A 15,036-nucleotide genomic window follows, 5' to 3' on the forward strand; every position below is an offset into this window, starting at 1 on the left:
GCGCTCGTGGATCCCGTCGTCGTCGTGATCCTGCGCGTCGCGCTGGCGCTGCTGCTCGCCGCCGCCGCGGTGCACAAGCTGCGCGACGTCGACGCCTTTTGCGCCTCGGTGACGGCGTACGAGCTGTTGCCGCACGCGGCGCTCGGCGTGTTCGCGCGCGTGGTGCCGATCGCCGAGCTCGCCATCGCGGCGGCGCTCGTCGTGCCGGCGACGGCGCGTGCGGGAGCGCTCGCCGCGGCCGCGCTGCTTGCCCTCTACGCGCTCGCGATCGCGATCAACCTCGCGCGCGGGAGACGCGACCTCGACTGCGGCTGCTTCGGCGCGAGCGCGCGCCAGACGATCGGCCCGAGCCTCGTCGCACGCAACCTCGTCTTGATCGCGGCGGCGCTCGCGACGCTCGCGCCGGTCGACGCGCGGCCGCTCGCCTGGCTCGACTGGGTCACCGTGGCGCTCGCGGTCGCGACGCTCGCCGCGCTCTACGGCGCCGCGGACCGTCTTCTCGCGCAGGCGCCGGCGCTCGCGCGGCTGCGCGCGGAGTCGCGCGCATGAGCGACGCGCTGCTGGTCTCGAACCTCGTCCTGTGGGCGGTCGTGCTCGTGCTCGCCGTGATCGTGGTCGCGCTCGCGCGCCAGGTCGGCATCCTGCACGAGCGCATCGCGCCGGTGGGTGCGCTGACGATCGGCCGCGGTCCCGCGGTCGGGGAGCCCGCTCCGATCGTGCCCTCGACGACGCTCGACGGCGCGACGCTCGCGGTCGGCGCGCCGTCGGACGACGGACGCAGCACGCTGCTCTTCTTCCTCTCGACGTCGTGCCCGATCTGCAAGACGGTGCTGCCGGTGCTGCGCGCGCTCGCGCACGCGGAGCGCGCGCGGGTGCGCGTCATCCTCGCGGGCGACGGCGACGCCGAAGAGCACCGGGCTCTCGTGCGCGAGCACGGGCTCGAGTCGCTGCCGTGCGTGCTGTCGCCGGTGCTCGGCGCGACCTGGCAGGTGCCGCGCGTCCCTTACGCAGTGCTCCTTGACGCAGCCGGAACGATTCGTTCGAAAGGGCTCGTGAACAACCGCGAGCATCTCGAGAGCCTGCTCGAGGCGGAGCGGCTCGGCGTCGCGACGCTGCAGGACTACGTCGAGCGCGAGCAACGTCGCGCCGCGATGCACGGAGGTCACGCATGAGCCTGCGCACGCCCCGCACCGCGATCGATCGCGTCGCCGAGAAGCTCGCCCGCGGTCTCGCGCGCACGACGTCGCGCCGCAGCGCGCTCGCGCGTCTCGGCGCGTGGCTGGTGGGCACGGCCGGGCTGCCGCTGCTGCCGGTCGCGCGCGGCTACGCGGCGATTCCCGACGACTCGCTCATCGAGGGCGAGGCCGGCGATCCGACGAGCTGCAACTACTGGCGGCACTGCGCGATCGACGGCTTCCTGTGCTCGTGCTGCGGCGGCACCGTGAACGCGTGCCCGCCGGGCACCGAGATGTCGCCGATCACCTGGATCGGGACCTGCCGCAACCCAGCGGACGGCAAGGACTACGTCGTCTCCTACAACGACTGCTGCGGCTCGACGCTCTGCATGCGCTGCCAGTGCATGCGCACCGAGGGCGAGAAGCCGCCCTACGTGCTGTGGAAGAACAACAGCCTCCTGTGGTGCTTCGGAACCAAGAGCCGCGCCGTGCACTGCTCCGTGTCGGTGGTGATCGGCGTCGCCAAGTGACGCGCGCGGCGCTCGTCGCGCGCGCTCTCGCCGTGCTGCTGCTCGGCGCGTCGGTTCCGACGGCGGAGCCTGCGCGCGCCTACTCGCCGGAGGTCAACTACGCGCTGCATTGCCAGGGTTGTCATCTCGCCGACGGTCGCGAGACGCCCGGGCTCGTGCCGGCGCTCGACGGGACGCTCGGCCGCATGATGCGCGTGCGGTCCGGTCGCGACTACGTCATCCGCTTGCCGAACGTCACCGGCGCGCAGCTCGACGACGCGGAAACCGCGGAGCTCGTCACCTGGGTCGTCCGTCGCTTCGGCGGCGACGAGGTGCCCGCGGACTTCGCGCCCTACACCGCGGAGGAGGTCGCCGCGGCCCGGCGCGCGCCGCTGATCGACGTCGAGGGCGCGCGGCGCGCGGTGCTCGCCGAGGTCGCGGAGGTCGTCGCGCGCGAGCGCACGGCGGCGGAGCTCGCGGCCGAGCGGACAGCGGCGCGATGAGCCTCGCGATCGTGCTCGCCGGCGGCGGCTGCCGCACGGCGTGGAGCGTCGGCTTCCTCGAGGAGGTGCGCGCCGAGCTGCCCGAGCCCGTCGAGTGGGCCGGCGTGTCGGCCGGCGCGTGCATGGCGGTCGGGCTCGCGGCGCGCTCGGTGCCGTCGATGATGGACTGCTTCCTGCGCCTCGCGGCGGCGAACCGGCGCAACTTCTACCCCGAGCGGATCGGGCGCGGCCGCGTCTTCCCGCACGAGCCGATCTACCGGCAGACGGTCGCGAGCGGTCTCGCGGACTGCGGTCTCGAGCGTCTGCGCGAAGCGGGCCCGGTGCGCATCCTGCTCGCCTACGTCGAGCCGCACGCGCGCTTCCTGCCCTCGCTGTGGGGCGCCCTGCGCGGCTACCGCGAGCGCAAGCGCGGCGGGATCCTGCACGGTCCCGAGGCGCCGCCGCCGGGGCTCGGCGTCGAGGTGGTCACCGCGCAGCAGCTCGGTGGCGCCGCGGCGATCGAGGACGCGGTGATCGCGTCGTCGGCGACGCCGTTCGTCACGCGGCTGCCGCGCGACGGCGGGCGCACGTACGTCGACGGCGGCTTCGTCGAGAACGTTCCGGTGCGCGCGCTGTCGGAGAAGGCGCGGGCGGGGAAGGTGCTGGTGCTGCTCACGCGCCCGGCCGCGGCCGACTCCCTGCCGTCGAGCGCGCAGCGCTTCTACGTCGCGCCCGAGACCGACGTGCCGATCGCCAAGTGGGACTACGCGAGCCCGGCGCGGCTCGAGGCGACGTACGAGATGGGACGGCGCGACGGCCGCCGGCTGCGCGAGCGCGTGCTGCGCTGGGCGGACGCGCGGCTCGCGTCCTGACGTCGCGCGGCACGGGTCCGGCCGTCCGCGTGCGCCGGATTCCTTCAGTCAATGGGGTGTCGCGCGGCGTCGCTTGCGGCGCGCGTTCGGTCACGGCCCGCTCGCTCCGCCGCGTCGGGGCGGCGGCTCGGCTTCGCGGCTAGCGTCGCGCGCGCGCCGCGCGCGAGCGTGCGGCGGCGAAGCCCTCGACCAGCGCGCCGACGCCGCGCGCCGTGTCGCGCACCGCTTCCTCGCGCGTCAGCACGCCGTTGCACCAGAGCTCGAGCGCCGCGCGCCCCGCGGCGACGATCATGCGCGCGAGCGTCGCGGTCTCGCGCGGCGACGTGCCGGCGGCCTCGGCGATGCGCTCCTTCCACGGCTCGACGATCGCGTCGAGGATCTCCTGGCCGCGGCGCGCGATCGCCGGATCCGGTCCCTTCGCGTCGAGCAGGTGCCACGGGCCGGCGCCGCGCTCCTCGATCGTGTCGCACACCGCCTCGACGAAGATGCGCGCGGCCTCGGCGTTGCTGCCCGGGATGCGCTGCATGGCGCCGCGTCCGAAGCGCTCCGCGAGCTCGGCCGCGAAGTCCTCGAGCACCGCGATGATCAGCGCCTGGCGGCTCTCGAAGAACTTGTAGACCAGCGGCCGCGTCACGCCGGCCTCGGCGGCGACGCGCGCGAACTGCACCGCGTCGACGCCCTCGCGCGTCAGGATGTCGCCGGCGATGCGGATCAGCTCGCGCCGCCGGTCGGCGGGCGCGAGGCGACGGCGCCGTGCGGGGCGATTGCGCGTTCGCGTCGTCGTGCGGCGTGCGCGCTCGGTCTTGGCCCTCGTTGACATCGCGTGAAGAGCTAGTTTACAAAGCGTCACCAGCGGCCGCAGCCCCCTCGGCCCGCTGCGGTCCTCTATCGCTTCTCGAGGAAAGAGACCATGACGCCGGACATGACCGACTCGAGCCTCTACGCGGGCGACCCGCACCCGACCTACCGCTGGCTGCGTCAGAACGCTCCCGTCTACCGCGATCCGAAGTCGCAGCTCTGGGTGCTGTCGCGCTACCAGGACGTGTTCGACGTCTCGAAGAACCCCGAGGTGTTCTCGGCCGCGAAGGGCGTGCTGCTCGAGAACGACGCGATGGTGTCGATCATCTGCATGGACGACCCGCGTCACCAGCGGTTGCGCAAGCTCGTCAACCGCGGCTTCACGCCGCGCATGGTCGGGCTGCTGCACGAGCGCATCCGCGAGCTCGCGAAGGAGATCGTCGATCGCGTCGCGCCGCGCGGCGAGTGCGATCTCGTGCGCGACGTCGCGGTCCCGCTACCGCTCTACATCATCGCCCAGATGCTCGGCATCCGGGAGGAGGACTTCGACCGCTTCCACGACTGGTCGGACCGTCTGATCGGCGTCGCGGGGAACTACGACGACCCCGTCAAGATGAACGACGCGGTCACCGCGTACGCGGAGTACGGCAACTACCTGAAGGAGGTCTTCGAGGATCGCCGGCGCAATCCGCGCGAGGATCTCGTCAGCATCCTGGTCGCGGCGCAGGAGGAGGGGATGCTCGCGCCCGACGAGGAGTCGATGGAGAACGACGAGATCATCATGTTCATGACGCTGCTCCTCGTCGCGGGCAACGAGACCACGCGCAACGCGATCTCGGGCGGCATGCTCGCGCTGATGGAGAACCGCGACCAGCTCGAGCTGCTGCGCGCGCGTCCGGAGCTGCTCGACGGCGCGGTCGAGGAGATCCTGCGCTACGTCTCGCCGATCATCTGCTTCCGTCGCACGGCGACGCGCGACACCGAGATCCGCGGTCAGAAGATCGCGGCCGGCGAGGGCGTGCTGATGCTCTACCAGAGCGCGAACCGCGACGAGGAAGTCTTCGCCGACCCCGATCGCTTCGACATCACGCGCAACCCGAACCCGCACCTCGCGTTCGGGATCGGGCCGCACTTCTGCCTGGGCGCGAACCTCGCGCGCCTCGAGCTCAAGGTCATGGTGCGGGAGCTGATCTCGCGCCTGCCGGACATCCAGCCCGCGCCCGGCACGACGCCGAAGCGCGCGGCCTCGACGCTGGTCGCCGGGATCGAGCACTTCCCGGTCGTCTACAGCGCCGCCGCGTAAGGAAAGGAACGGGCGGGCACGGCACGCGCGCGGAGGGCTCGCGCGCGTGCCGTGAACGACGCCGGTGACCCGAGCCGGCGTCGCGCCCGCCCAAGCCGCGTCAGAACGCCGGCGGCGTCGTGGTCGGCGGCGTCAGCCGGCCGCCCGCGCGCATGCGGATCACGAACGCCGAGCGCGCCGCGCGGCGGATGATGGTGTCGATCGGGAAGCGCAGGATCTTGCCGCCTCGCTTCACGAGGCGTCCGTCGCACAGCACCGTGTCGACGTTCGCCACGCTCGCCGACATCACCAGCGCGCACTCCGGATCCGCGGCCGGCACCATGTTGAGGTCGTCCGCGCGCACGCAGGCGATGTCCGCGCGCTTGCCCGGCGTCAGCGACCCGGTGACGTCGCCGAGGCCCATCGCGACCGCGCCGTTGATCGTCGCCATCTTCAGCACGTCGCGGAAGGTGAGCGCCGGCAGCTCCTCGCTGGTCGTCCCGAGCCAGGGGATGCCGATGTTGTAGACCACGTTCATCGCCTGGAAGTGCGAGATCGGGCCGAGCGAGTTCGCGTCGCACGACAGCGACACGTTCACGCCGTCGGCGACCATGCGCAGGATCTGCTCCTGCTGGTTGCCGCGCGTGCCGAGGCGCAGCTCGGAGTGGATCGAGTAGCTCAGCGAGGCGCCGGTCTCGGCCATCGCGGCGCGGTCCTCGGAGGTCGCGTGGACGTAGTGCACGAGGATCGTCTTCGGTCCGAGGAAGCCCAGCGAGCGGAGCTGGGTCGCGTCGATGCCGCGTGCGCTCTGTCCGGAATGCGTGATCAGCGGCAGGCCGAGCTCGACCGCGATCGACGTGTCGACGTTGAACGTGTCGATGTTCGACGCCGGGTTGCGGAAGCCGATGCCGAGGTCGGTGAGACCTTCGAAGGGCGACGACGACGAGAACCACTTCGCGTGGATGCGGCGGATCTCGTCGATGGGCAGCGGCACGTTGCCCGGCTGTCCGTCGATCGTGCTCCAGTTGTAGCGGCCGCGGATGCCGGCATCGAGGTGCGCCTGCAGCTCCGCCTCGACGTGCTCCGTGGTGCGCGTGTTGTGCGCGTAGTTGTTGACCGTCGTGATGCCGGCGTTGAACGCCTCCATGAACGACAGCATGTCGCTGTTGTAGAAGTCCTCGGGCGTGTAGTGCGGCGCGGTCGCGGTCTTCGCCGGGAAGTACTCGAAGCCCGGCGCGAGCAGGTTGCGCTGCAGCCCGTTCCACACGTGCCAGTGCGTGTCGACGAAGCCCGGGATGACGATCATCCGCGAGGCGTCGATCACCTGCGCGCCGCGCGGTCGCAGGCCCTTGCCGATCTCGAGGATGACGCCGTCGCGCACGAGGACATCAGCGTCCGGAATGTTGCCGATCGTGTCGTCCATGCTGACGACGTAGCCGCCACGGATGAGATACGTGCCGCGCTTCGCGGGCTCGCGACCGCGCAACGGGAGCTTGCCCGCGGCCTCCGCTTCGGATCCCTTGCCGAGCAATCCGAGCAGACCGGAGGTCGCGAACGGTGTCGCCGCGGCGAGCCCTGCGGCGCGCGCGAGCAGCTTGCGGCGCGACAATCCAGGGATGCGCTCGCCGCAGTTGTCGTAGACGGCGTCGTCGTCGTGCACGTCGCACGACTCGAACTCGGGTTCGTTGGTGGGGTGATCGTGGTGTCGGCTCATGCCCGCGGAAGCAGTGCCTGTGCCACGCACGAGAGCGCGCACGAGCGAGCGTTTCATGGCACTCGAACGCCGCGCGTTGACGAAGACGTCGGCAGAGCGCTGCTCACGGGCGGCAGCGCAGAGCGCGCGAGACGATCGAGCGAGTGATCAAGATGCGCTCACGCGTGCGGCGTGAGCTCGACGATCCACGCGTCGATGCGGCCGTCGTCCGCGACCGCGAGACGCGCGAGCGCGATCGGCAGACGGAAGCGTCGCGGGCCGGCGCTGCCCGGGTTGAGATGAAGGACGCCGTCGATCCGCTCGATGCTCGGTCGGTGCGAGTGCCCGCACACGACGGCCGCGAAGCCAGCCGCGCGCGGATCGAGGTCGAGCTCGTGACGATCGTGCAGCACGAGGACGCGCGCGCCGCACAGCTCGACGACGGCGCGCTCGGGCAAGCGATTGGCCCACGCCCCGCGATCGTTGTTGCCGCGCACGGCGGTGACCGGCGCGATGCGCGCGAGCGCGTCGAGCACCTCGGGCTTGCCGACGTCGCCGGCGTGAACGATGCGCGCGACGCCGGCGAGCGCGTCGAGCGCCTCCGGACGCACGAGGCCGTGCGTGTCGGAGAGCACTCCCACCTCGAGCGAGGCCCGGCTGCGCGACATGGCCGACACGGTAGGGCGTCCGGCGCCGGCGCGCCAACGCCAGGCCGGGCCGCAACATGCGGCCAAACGCGTCCACAGGGTTGACTTCATCTGGATTTAGACTTAGTCTAGACCTAGACGATGGATCGACGGGTCATGGAGCTCCTCGAGAGCCGCGGCATTCAGCCCTCGGCGCAACGCGTCGCGGTGGCGGAGTACGCGCTGCGCGCGACCGACCACCCCTCCGCGGACGTCGTGTTCGCCAAGGTCCGCGAGGGTTTCCCGCTGGTCTCGCGCGCCACCGTCTACAACACGCTCAACCTGTTCGTCGAAAAGGGCCTCCTGCGCCCGCTCGTGCTCGCGGAGGGCAAGGTGGTGTTCGATCCCAACGTCCAGCCGCACCACCACTTCATCGACGACGTCACCGGCGCCATCTACGACGTCCCCTGGGACGCGGTGACGGTGAGCCGCCTCGAGCCGCCGGCCGAGTTCGAGGTCCGCGAGTACGCCGTGGTCATGCGCGGTCGCCACCGCGCGAAGAAGCGTCGCAAGAGCTGATCCGCGGCGCGCCCGTAGCGTGATCGTCGCTCGTCCGCGTCGATCCGTCTGCGTTCAACAACCGAGAGAAAGAAAGGAAGGAAGAGAAAGCATGTTGACCGTTGGTGATCGTCTCCCCGACTTCAAGGTCCGCGCCGCCGTCTCCCTCGAGAAGGGGAAGGAGTTCAAGGACGTCACGAACAAGGACTTCCCGGGCAAGTGGATCGTCCTGTTCTTCTGGCCGAAGGACTTCACCTTCGTCTGTCCGACCGAGATCGCGGAGTTCGGCCGTCGCACCAAGGACTTCGCCGAGCGTGACGCGGTGGTCCTCGGCGGCAGCACCGACAACGAGTTCTCGCACCTCGCCTGGCGCAAGGAGCACCCGGATCTGAAGGACCTGCCGTTCCCGATGATCCACCTGACGCCGAAGCTCGCCGAGCAGCTCGGTGTGCTGCACCCCGAGGCGGGCGTCGCGCTCCGCGCGACCTTCATCATCGACCCGGACGGCGTGATCCGCTTCGTGTCGGTGAACGACCTGTCCGTCGGCCGCAACGTGAACGAGGTGCTCCGCACGCTCGACGCGCTGCAGACCGACGAGCTCTGCCCGTGCAACTGGGAGAAGGGCCAGCCGACGCTGAAGGTCTGAGGTAACGATGTCATCTCTGGAGACCCTACGAGAGTCGCTGCCCGACGCGGCACGCGACCTGAAGATCGGCCTCCAGTCGGTGCTCGGGGCGGAGTCTCTGACTCCGCCCCAGCGCTGGGGGGTCGCGCTCGCGTCCGCGTACGCGGCGCGCAACCCGGCCCTGCGTGACGCCGTGCTCGCCGACGCGCGCGCCGCGGGGATCGACGAGGCCGTGATCGACGACGCCCGAGCAGCCGCGCTGCTCATGGGCATGAACAACGTCTTCTACCGCTCGAAGCACATGCTCGGCGAGGCGTACGAGAAGAAGCCCGCTCGCCTGCGGATGCAGCGCATCGCGCAGCCCAAGGGCGAGAAGGTCGACTTCGAGCTGATGTCGCTCGCCGTGAGCGCGATCAACGGCTGCGAGGTGTGCCTCGGCGCGCACGAGAAGACCGTGCGCGAGGGCGGCCTCTCCGAGGACGCGGTGATGGACGCGGTGCGCATCGCCGCGGTCATCCACGGCGTCGCGGTCGCGCTCGAGACCGCCTGACGTACGCCGGTCGAGCGGCCGACGCGCGGTCTTCGCGCGTCAGCCGCCGATCACCTTCTTGTCGCGCAGCGCGCGCAGATCGTCGTCGCGGAGCCCGAGCTCGCTGCGCAGGACCTGATCGGTGTGCTCGCCCAGCGTCGGCCAGCGACGCGGCGGGCGCTCCGGCGTCTTCGACAGCTTGATCGGGTTCCCGACGACGAGCATGGGCTCGTCGGAGTCCGGGCGCGGGATGCGCAGCAGCATGTCGTGGCTCGCGACGTGCGGGTCGCGCAGCAGGTCCTCGGTGTCGAAGCACGGACCGGCCGCGATGCCTTGCTCGGCGAGCTCGCTCGCGGCTTCGAGCTTGGTGCGCGACGCGGCCCACGCCTCGATGCCCGGACGCACGACGTCCTCGATGTGCTCGCGCCAGCCGTCGCGGGTCGCGAAGCGCGGGTCCTCGAGCCACTCGGCGTGTCCGACCGCGCGCGCGAGCTGCGCGAGCTGGTGCTCGCGCACCGCCTGCACGACGAACCAGCCGTCCTTCGCCTTGAAGCCGTCGAAGATGCCCGGCGTGCGTCGCTTGCCGCGCACGCCCATCGACCAGAAGTGCGGCACGATGTCGGCCATGGCGATCATCGCGTCGAACATCGCGACGTCGACGTGCTGCCCGCGGCCGGTGCGGTCGCGCTCGCGCAGCGCCGCGAGCAGCCCGATCGCGGCGAACAGCGACGAGCCGATGTCGCCGAGCGCGCCCGCCGGGCTCACGGCCGGCGGTGCGTTCTCCTCGCGCCGGTACTCGTAGAAGCCGCCCATCGCCTCCGCGATCGGCGCGTACGCGGGCCACGAGCTGTAGGGCGACGGCAAGAGGTTCCCGAAGCCCGACACCGACACGTAGACCAGCCCGGGGTGCAGCGGCTCGAGGTCGCGGTAGCCGAGCCCCATGCGGTCCATCGTGCCCGGCTTGAAGTTCTCGCCGAGGACGTCGAAGCGCGGCACGAGACGCTTCACCAGCTCGCGTCCCTCGGGGTGCTTGAGGTCGATCGCGACGCTCTTCTTGTCGAGGTTGTTGCGCAGGTAGGTCGCGCCGACGCTGCGCCCGTCGACGTCCTTGACCGCGGGCAGCGCGCCGCGTCCCGAGTCGCCCGTCACCGGGTGCTCGATCTTCACCACCTCGGCGCCCATGCGCGCGAGCAGCTGGGTCGCGAACGGCAGCGCCTGCATCTGCTCGATCGCGAGGATGCGCACGCCGGCGAGCGGACCCGCCGCGGCCGTCTCGTTCGATTGCGTCATTCGACGTCCTCCGTCCGCCTGTCCTAGCGCCACCCTCGCGACCGCGGCAACGCTTGGCGGCGCTCCGCGGCCGCGGCTTTGGCGTTTTCGGGGCCGCGCCGGTGGCCTCGCAGGTCGCGCGCCGCGGCTCCGCGTTCGGGCGCCGAGGCTTGCGACGCGCGCGGGACGGGAGCACAAGAGCGTCGCCCATGACGAGCACGCCCGAGACGCTCGCGCCGCCGTCCATCCCTGGGCCGGTCGAGCGCGTGCCGTTCTTCGAGGCGCAGCGCCGGCACCGCCGCGGCAGCCTCGTGCTCACGGCGCTGTGCGCGCTCACCGTGCTCGCAATGGGCGGTGCTGCCGCGGTGCTCGCGACCCCGGCCGTGGTCGTGACGCTCGCGATCGCGCTCGGCGCAGCACGGCTCGTGCTGCCGCTGCCGCAGGCGCTCTGGGCGCCGATCGAGGGCTACATGGACGCGTACGGCATCGCGCTCGCGGGCGAGCCCGGCGAGATGGGCCGGCTCGCCGCCGCGGTCGTCGTGCTCGCGCCCGGCGTCGTGGTCGCGCTCGTCGTCTGGCTCGCGCTCTGGCGCTGGCTGCTCGCGTCCGGCGTCGACGGCATGGTGCACGCGCTCGGCGCGCGCGAGCTGCGTCCCGGCGACCTCGAGGAGCGCCAGCTCGCGAACGTCGCGAGCGAGGTCGCGGTCGCCTGCGGCGTGCGCGCGCCGCGCGTGCTGCTGGTCGACGGCGCTGCGGCGAACGCCGGCGTGATCGGCACCTCGCCGGACGACGCGACCGTCGTCGTCGCGCGCCGCCTGCTCGACGAGCTCGACCGCGCCGAGACGCAGGCGGTCGTCGCCCACCTCGTCGGCTCGGCGGCGAACGGCGACCTGCGCGGCTCGCTGCTGCTGGTCTCGGTGTTCCAGACCATGTCGGTCGTGCTGACGCTGCTCGATGCCCCGATGAGCGCGCCGGCGCGCGCGGCGCTGCGCGAGGTGTGGACCAAGGTCTGGCGGCGGCGCGCCGCCGATCCGGCCGACGTCGAGCGCGTCGCGCGCGTCCTCGCCGAGCGCTTCGACGCCGGCACGATGGACGAGGTGACGCGCTTTCTCGACTTCGAGTCGGCGCGCGGGATCCGACGTCCGCTGAAGCTCGCGCGCGCGATGCTCTTCCTGCCGCTCGCGCTCTTCGGCACGCTCGCGAAGGTGCTCGTGCTGCTCACCGTGCTGTTCGTGCTCGGGCCGCTGCTCGCGCTCGCGCTGCGCAGCCGGCGCTACCTCGCCGACGCGACCGCCGTCGAGCTGACGCGCAACCCCGACGCGCTCGCGCGCGCGCTCACCGACCTCGCGGCGCGCGGCGGCGTGATCGACGCCGGTCGCTGGCTCGAGCACCTGTTCATCGTCGGTCCGGAAGCGGTGTCGGCGCGGCTCGCCGCGGCGCACGCGCAGGCGCTGCAGCAGCTCGCGACGGCGCACGCCGAAGCGCCGCTGTTCGAGCGCGCGCTGCGCACGTGGGAGGACGCCGCCCGCCTGGCGCGCGAGCACGGCGAGCGCCACGAGAAGGCGCACGCGGGCGGCTTCGCGCGCCGGCACGGCATCGTGGTCGCGCTGCACCCGACGCTCGAGCGGCGGATCGCGCGTCTCGCCGCGCTCGGCGCGCGCCGGTGAAGCGCGTGCGCGCGCACCGGTGGAGCGCTCGCGCGCGCGTGGCGCCGCACGGCGGAGTCGCGACGAGCGCGCTCACGACGCGCCGGCCGAGCGTTGCTTGACGTCGCGCCAGCGGAACGGCGCCGCGAGCTGCCCGAGGTAGCCGCTCGGGAAGCGCGGCATGTCCGGGATGCCGACGTCGGTCGGCGGGGAGACGTCGGGCGGCAGGTAGTAGGTGCCGAAGACGACGTCCCACACGGTCAGGTTCGAGCCGTAGTTGGTGTTCGCCTCGACGAGCTCGCGCGAGTGATGCCAGCGGTGCGGCTCCGCCATGCTGAAGACGCGGTTCAGCGGCCCGAGACGAACGTCGAGGTTCGCGTGCTGCAGCATGCCGAAGACGCCGTCGAACAGCAGGAAGAGCGCGAGCACCTGCTCCGGGCAGCCGAGCGCGATCAGCGGCACGTAGCCGACGGTGTAGAGCAGCGCGATGTCGACCGGATGAAAGCGTGCCGCGTTCAGGAAGTAGAGCCGCGGCGCGCTGTGGTGCACCGCGTGGAAGCGCCACAGCGTCTCGTGCTCGTGCTGCAAGCGGTGCAGCCAGTACTGCGGCAGCTCGGCGACCAGCAGCGCGAGCGCGAGCTGCGCGACGAGCGGCCACGAAGTCGGCCACAGCGTCACCCAGCCGCCGACGCCGAGCGCCGCGAGCCAGCCGGCGACGACGACGGCGATCGCGTCGAGCGTCGGCCGTACGAGCTGCGCGACCGTCACGCCCGAGACCGCGACGTGCGCGACGTCGGTCGCGACGTCGCCGTGCGAGCGCAGCCAGGTGTCGGTGTACGGCATGGCGCGCTCGGCGGCCGCGATCGCGAAGAGCGCGAGCAGCTCGAGCAGCAGCAGGGCGGGGGCCGTGCCGAGGAGCGGCATCAGCACCACCGCTGCCGCGAGCGGCGCTCCGAGCAGCAGTGGGAACGCGAGCCAGCGCAGCAGCGTGCGACCTGGCGACGCGGAAGGGGCGCTCGGGTCGAAGGTGTCGGCGGGGGCAAGCGGGTGCGCCGGGGAGCCCACGCGCGCCTCCTAGCGCAAAGCGCGGGCGTCGGGGAAGCGTCCCGCGCAGCGCGTCGAGCCACTGATCGAGCGCAGCGCTGCGCCGCATGCGTCGCGGCGAAATATGCAGCGCCTCCTTCTCCGTGAGTGGGCGCGGAAACGCCGGATCGTTTGAAGGCCCGACCGCGAAGGCATAGTCCGCGCCGACGTCCGCCGGACGCAGCTCCTCCCCGACACGCAGAGGATCCACGATGCCCCATGCGCTCCTTCGCTTGGCTCTGGTCGCTTCGGCTCTGCTCGCTTCGGTCTCCACGGCGCAGGCGCTGGTGACGCTCACCGGCGGCCAGCGCCTGACGGCCGTCGACGGCGCCCAGCCGCGACAGGATCGCATCACGTTCCGCTTCGCGAAGGACCCCGCGCTGCTGTCCCTGCAGAGCCCGCTCTGCCCCGCGCAGACCGAGGTGCGCTTCGTCACGAACGGCAGGGTGACGGCCGAGCAGATCCTCGACTGCACCAAGTGGAAGGCTTCGGGGCCGGGCTTCCGCTACGTCGACAACCCCGTCAAGCCGGGCAGCGTACGACGCATCCACTATCGCCCCGGCACGCTCGCGGTGACGCTGCAGGGCGTGCCGTACGCGAACGACCCGCTGACGGGGCCGGTCGAGTTCCTCGAGACCCACGTCACGATCGGCTCCGCGGAATACTGCGGGCGCTGGGTCGAGCGACCGGGGCGCTACGTCAAGAATACGACGAACCGCATCGTCATCCGGGGACCGACGACGGCGTGCCAGGCGAGCGGCGGCGACGGCCCGGGCGACGTCTGCGACGGCTCGTCCGGATCGTCGCTCGACCTCGCGACGTTCGCCGCGCCAGGTCCGTATCCCGTCGGCGAGCGGACGCTCGTGCTCGTCGACGCCTCGCGCTCGACCGCCCCGAACGGCAGCTACCCGGGCTCGCCCGAGCGCCGTCTGCCGACGCGCGTCTGGTATCCGGCGCAGACGGCCAGCACGAACGCCCCGCCGAGGACGAGCGACGGGCCGTTCCCGATCGTCGGCTGGGCGCACGGCTTCACGAGCGGCAACGGCGAGGCGATGCCGATCGGACGCCACCTCGCGAGCCACGGCTACGTCGTCGTCGCGCCGACCTTCCCGCTGTCGAGCGGCGGCGCGCCGGGCGGACCGACGGTCGGCGACATGGCGAGCCAGCCGGCCGACGTCGACTTCGTGATGGACCAGCTCGGCGCCGGCGCGGCGGGCCAGGACCTCGCGGCCGTGATCGACGCCGAGAGGCGCGGCATGGGCGGGCTGTCGCTCGGCGGCGGCACGGTGCTGATCGCGGCGTACCACCCGCACTGGCGCATCGCGGACCTCGACGCCGCGGTCGCGCTCGCGCCCGCGTCGTGCTTCTTCGGACCCGACTTCTACTCCGGATCGGTGCCGATGCTGATCGTCGCCGGCGACGCGGACATGCTGGTGCCGCTCGCCGATCCGCACCGCGCCTTCGAGCGCGCGGCGCCGCCCGTCACGATGGTCACGCTGCACGGCGCGAACCACATCGGCTTCATCGGCATCGACGTGCCTGGCGTGATCAACTCGGACCTCGCGATCGCCTGTCCTGCCGTCGGCGCGGCCGGCTCCGTCATGGACCCGGGCGGCATCGCACGGCTCGCGGCGGAGCTCGCGGTCGGCGCGGGGCCGGGCGCGGTCGACATCCTCGCCTGTGGCGCGGTTTGCGAGACCGAGCTGCCGCAGACGATGAGCGGCGAGCGCCAGGTCGAGCTCACCCGCGCCGCGGTGCTGGCGCACCTCGAGGCGGAGCTGCGCGGACGCCGCGAGGCACGGTGCTGGCTCGCAGAAGGGCTGCCGGCGAGCGACGCGGCGATGACGTTCGAGACGCGCTAGCGGCGCGGGCCCGCTCGACGCCCCCGG

Annotated in this window: 16 protein-coding genes; 11 read left to right on the top strand and 5 right to left on the bottom strand. The window is 72.3% G+C overall.

Annotation, left to right across the window (positions count from 1 at the left end):
• The first annotated feature begins 6 nt into the window (after positions 1-6).
• From VIS07_04550 to VIS07_04570, 5 genes are read left to right on the top strand one after another with little or no spacing between them, the layout of a single operon-like run.
• A complete protein-coding gene (locus VIS07_04550; GenBank protein ID HEY8514770.1) occupies positions 7-549 on the top strand; it encodes a MauE/DoxX family redox-associated membrane protein in 543 nt (180 codons plus the stop codon).
• A complete protein-coding gene (mauD, locus tag VIS07_04555) occupies positions 546-1,172 on the top strand; it encodes a methylamine dehydrogenase accessory protein MauD (GenBank protein HEY8514771.1) in 627 nt (208 codons plus the stop codon). The genes VIS07_04550 and mauD overlap by 4 nt, the downstream gene beginning before the upstream one ends.
• Positions 1,169-1,705, top strand: coding sequence for a methylamine dehydrogenase light chain (locus tag VIS07_04560; GenBank protein ID HEY8514772.1), 537 nt, complete (start codon positions 1,169-1,171; stop codon positions 1,703-1,705). Before mauD ends, VIS07_04560 begins: the two co-directional genes overlap by 4 nt.
• The gene (locus VIS07_04565) at positions 1,702-2,187 is read left to right on the top strand and encodes a cytochrome c (GenBank protein ID HEY8514773.1); all 486 of its coding nucleotides are present in this window, start codon (positions 1,702-1,704) and stop codon (positions 2,185-2,187) included. The genes VIS07_04560 and VIS07_04565 overlap by 4 nt, the downstream gene beginning before the upstream one ends.
• Complete coding sequence (locus VIS07_04570) at positions 2,184-3,038, top strand: patatin-like phospholipase family protein (protein HEY8514774.1); 855 nt, start codon at positions 2,184-2,186, stop codon at positions 3,036-3,038. The genes VIS07_04565 and VIS07_04570 overlap by 4 nt, the downstream gene beginning before the upstream one ends.
• 139 nt (positions 3,039-3,177) lie before the next feature.
• Here VIS07_04570 and VIS07_04575 read toward each other — a convergent pair whose 3' ends face one another.
• Positions 3,178-3,858 (bottom strand): TetR/AcrR family transcriptional regulator, encoded by a 681-nt coding sequence (locus VIS07_04575; GenBank protein HEY8514775.1) that lies wholly within the window; start codon positions 3,856-3,858, stop codon positions 3,178-3,180.
• Positions 3,859-3,948: 90 nt separating this feature from the next.
• Here VIS07_04575 and VIS07_04580 point away from each other — a divergent pair, with 90 nt between their 5' ends.
• Entirely contained in the window at positions 3,949-5,139 is a 1,191-nt protein-coding gene (locus VIS07_04580; protein HEY8514776.1) for a cytochrome P450, read from the top strand.
• A 100-nt stretch (positions 5,140-5,239) separates the two neighbouring features.
• Here the strand turns inward: VIS07_04580 and VIS07_04585 are convergent, their stop codons facing one another.
• Positions 5,240-6,832, bottom strand: a complete 1,593-nt coding sequence (locus VIS07_04585) for an amidohydrolase family protein (protein HEY8514777.1) — start codon at positions 6,830-6,832, stop codon at positions 5,240-5,242.
• Positions 6,833-6,990: 158 nt separating this feature from the next.
• On the bottom strand, positions 6,991-7,479 hold the full coding sequence (locus VIS07_04590; GenBank protein ID HEY8514778.1) for a metallophosphoesterase family protein: 489 nt from the start codon (positions 7,477-7,479) through the stop codon (positions 6,991-6,993).
• A 120-nt stretch (positions 7,480-7,599) separates the two neighbouring features.
• On the opposite strand from VIS07_04590, the gene VIS07_04595 reads away from it, so the two are divergent.
• From VIS07_04595 to VIS07_04605, 3 genes are all read left to right on the top strand, one after another.
• Positions 7,600-8,016, top strand: a complete 417-nt coding sequence (locus VIS07_04595; protein HEY8514779.1) for a Fur family transcriptional regulator — start codon at positions 7,600-7,602, stop codon at positions 8,014-8,016.
• Positions 8,017-8,107: 91 nt separating this feature from the next.
• A complete protein-coding gene (locus tag VIS07_04600; protein ID HEY8514780.1) occupies positions 8,108-8,641 on the top strand; it encodes a peroxiredoxin in 534 nt (177 codons plus the stop codon).
• A 7-nt stretch (positions 8,642-8,648) separates the two neighbouring features.
• The gene (locus VIS07_04605; protein HEY8514781.1) at positions 8,649-9,170 is read left to right on the top strand and encodes a carboxymuconolactone decarboxylase family protein; all 522 of its coding nucleotides are present in this window, start codon (positions 8,649-8,651) and stop codon (positions 9,168-9,170) included.
• A gap of 39 nt (positions 9,171-9,209) precedes the next feature.
• Here the strand turns inward: VIS07_04605 and VIS07_04610 are convergent, their stop codons facing one another.
• The gene (locus tag VIS07_04610; GenBank protein HEY8514782.1) at positions 9,210-10,439 is read right to left on the bottom strand and encodes a CoA transferase; all 1,230 of its coding nucleotides are present in this window, start codon (positions 10,437-10,439) and stop codon (positions 9,210-9,212) included.
• Between the two features lie 188 nt (positions 10,440-10,627).
• Between VIS07_04610 and VIS07_04615 the strand changes: the two genes are divergently transcribed.
• Positions 10,628-12,085 carry a M48 family metalloprotease gene (locus VIS07_04615; protein ID HEY8514783.1) on the top strand — a complete coding sequence of 486 codons (1,458 nt, stop codon included), beginning with the start codon at positions 10,628-10,630 and terminating at the stop codon, positions 12,083-12,085.
• Between the two features lie 72 nt (positions 12,086-12,157).
• Here the strand turns inward: VIS07_04615 and VIS07_04620 are convergent, their stop codons facing one another.
• Positions 12,158-13,129: a sterol desaturase family protein gene (locus VIS07_04620; GenBank protein ID HEY8514784.1), complete on the bottom strand. Its 972-nt coding sequence runs from the start codon at positions 13,127-13,129 to the stop codon at positions 12,158-12,160.
• Between the two features lie 230 nt (positions 13,130-13,359).
• Here VIS07_04620 and VIS07_04625 point away from each other — a divergent pair, with 230 nt between their 5' ends.
• Positions 13,360-15,009: a hypothetical protein gene (locus VIS07_04625; protein ID HEY8514785.1), complete on the top strand. Its 1,650-nt coding sequence runs from the start codon at positions 13,360-13,362 to the stop codon at positions 15,007-15,009.
• Positions 15,010-15,036: the final 27 nt, after the last annotated feature.

Source organism: Candidatus Binatia bacterium, assembly GCA_036563615.1.
In the GTDB taxonomy this organism is placed as follows: Bacteria; Desulfobacterota; Binatia; order UBA12015; family UBA12015; genus DATCMB01.